The 2181-nt window shown below is 64.3% G+C and carries 2 protein-coding genes and 1 pseudogene; 1 reads left to right on the forward strand and 2 read right to left on the reverse strand.

Features of this window, described 5'->3' with window-relative positions:
* Nucleotides 1–415 (reverse strand): annotated as a pseudogene (locus AUC71_RS22355) (hypothetical protein); the annotation flags it as partial.
* A 141-nt stretch (nucleotides 416–556) separates the two neighbouring features.
* Nucleotides 557–1279: a Tim44/TimA family putative adaptor protein gene (locus tag AUC71_RS11230; protein ID WP_069624336.1), complete on the reverse strand. Its 723-nt coding sequence runs from the start codon at nucleotides 1277–1279 to the stop codon at nucleotides 557–559.
* A 284-nt stretch (nucleotides 1280–1563) separates the two neighbouring features.
* On the opposite strand from AUC71_RS11230, the gene secB reads away from it, so the two are divergent.
* Nucleotides 1564–2124 (forward strand): protein-export chaperone SecB, encoded by a 561-nt coding sequence (gene secB, locus AUC71_RS11235; RefSeq protein ID WP_069624337.1) that lies wholly within the window; start codon nucleotides 1564–1566, stop codon nucleotides 2122–2124.
* The last annotated feature ends 57 nt before the right edge of the window (nucleotides 2125–2181 follow it).

Below are 2181 nucleotides of genomic sequence, written 5' to 3' on the forward strand. Positions count from 1 at the left end.
CACCTGGACGAGATCGTCGGGAAGCCTGTAGACCGGAACTGAAACGCGCTCGTTCGCTCGCGCGAACCGCGCACTTCGGGCTCGTAGTAGCCGGTGACCAGGCCCGGCTCGTCCGCCTCGACGCGGTGCGGGACGAAATGCGTCTCGAAAAAGCGCCCGGCGCGGTCTCACGATCGACCCTCTCCCCAAGCGCCAGAAGCTCTCCACAAGCGTTATTGCTCTTCGGCCGCTTGCGGCATGATTTGCGCAAGGCGTCAAAAGCCGCTGCGTGATCGTCCCGGGCCCAGCCTTCGATCTCGCCGAAGCTGACGGGCGTGAGCGTGATGGCGGCTTGATCGTCCACCGTGTACCACCAAAGGAGGAGGGCAATCGTGGTGGCAGCTATGCCCAGGATCCACAATGCATGCCAGCGCATTGTTTGGTATTCCCCCAAGCTCGACCCGTCATTGCCCGGCTCGGGCAATCCAGTAACCTTGCCGTGCGAGCCAAACCCGTGCGGTGGTTACGGGATCACCCCGCTGTCGCGGATGATGACACTCGAAAATGCGGGAAAAAGCTAGTTCGCCGCTTCGGTCGCGACGAGCTTCCAGTTCGGATTGCGCGAGGCGACCTCGCGGGCGAAGGTCCAGATGTCGGTGACCTCGCGGACTTTCTTGGGATCGCCTTCGACCACCTCGCCGTCCGCATCGCGCGTCACCGAGATCAGCTCGCTCACGAACTTGACCGTGACGAAAGCTTGGCGGTCCTTGATCTCGGCCTCGATGATGTCGGCCTTGTCGATACCGACCAGCGTGGAGGTCAGCGTCTCGCCGCGTTGCTCGCGCTCGGAGATGGCGCGGGTGAAGCCCTCGAGCACGTCCTCGCCCAGAAGCAGCTCCAGCGTCTTTACGTCGCCTTCGGCAAACGCGCCCACGACCATCTCGTAGGCGGCCTTGGCGCCGTCGAGGAACTGGGCCGGATCGAAACTGGGATCGGCCTTGATCAGTGCGGTCAGCGCCTTGCTGAGCGGGCTGTCCTTCTTGGCGTAGCGTTCGAGCCGTTCCTCGATATCCTCCGCCGAGGGCCCCGCAGGCTCGTTCGCGGGCTGGCCCGTGCGGCCGCGCGGCAACGCCACCACGGTCCCCTCCGGCGTGCCCTGCTTGGCGTCGGCGCGCGTATAGGGATCGTAAGGCGGGCGCTCGCTGCCCGTGCGGCGGCCCAGCACGCTGCGCAGCCGGATAAAGATCACGACCGCGAGCACTAGGAACAACAATGTGTAGATATCGAAAGCTTCACTCATGCCTTGCCGCCACCCGCGCTTGGACCAAACCCGCAATCGCTGCGGAATGCTCTAGGGGTTATATCGTTGCGCACCTAGAGATTTTCTAGCGGGAGCCTCAAGCCGCGGCCGGAATTTCACGCCCGCACCGCAGCATTTCGGGCTTAACTTAAGGCATTCCCCGATTTGACGCCAACCCTAAAGCCGCTTGCACTTAATTTAGGCTCAAAGCAGATCGCCGCAGCCGAATTGCGGGGTCTCCCGTCCCATGCTAGCCAGCAACCGGGAAGCGCGGAGGGAGTTCCATGGCGAAGAAGAAAGACGACGGCGGCGCCAGCAAGCCGAATGGCGACGGACCGAAACCGGAGCCCGCGGCGGCCGGTGCGGCGGGCCAATCGACGGCCGGCGCCCGCGCCGGGACGCAGGCACAACTCAATATCCTCGCCCAATACGTGAAGGATCTGTCCTTCGAGAGCCCCGGCGCGCCGCAAACCCTGCAAGGCCCGGGCGAGAACCCGCAGCTCAAGATCGGCGTCAACGTCAATGCCGGCCCGCGCGGCGAGGATGTCTACGAGGTCGCCGTTCACATCGAGGCCCACGCCAAGAGCGACGCCGGCGTGATCTACAATGTGGAGCTCGACTATGCCGGCCTGTTCCGCATCAAGAACGTACCCGAGCAGCTCCTGCAGCCGGTGATGTTCGTGGACTGCCCGACGCTGCTTTTTCCCTTCGTGCGGCGCGTCATCTCGGACGTGGTGCGCGACGGTGGCTTCCCGCCGCTGATGCTGGACCCGATCGATTTCGGCAGGCTCTACGCCCAGAATATGGCCCAAGAGGCTAAGGGCAGCCCAGCCCAGCCCAACTAAAGCTCACGCGTAGCGCAGCCACAGCGCGTCGTTGCCGAGGCTCGCCACGAAGGCGCG

Source organism: Methyloceanibacter marginalis, assembly GCF_001723295.1.
GTDB lineage: Bacteria > Pseudomonadota > Alphaproteobacteria > Rhizobiales > Methyloligellaceae > Methyloceanibacter > Methyloceanibacter marginalis.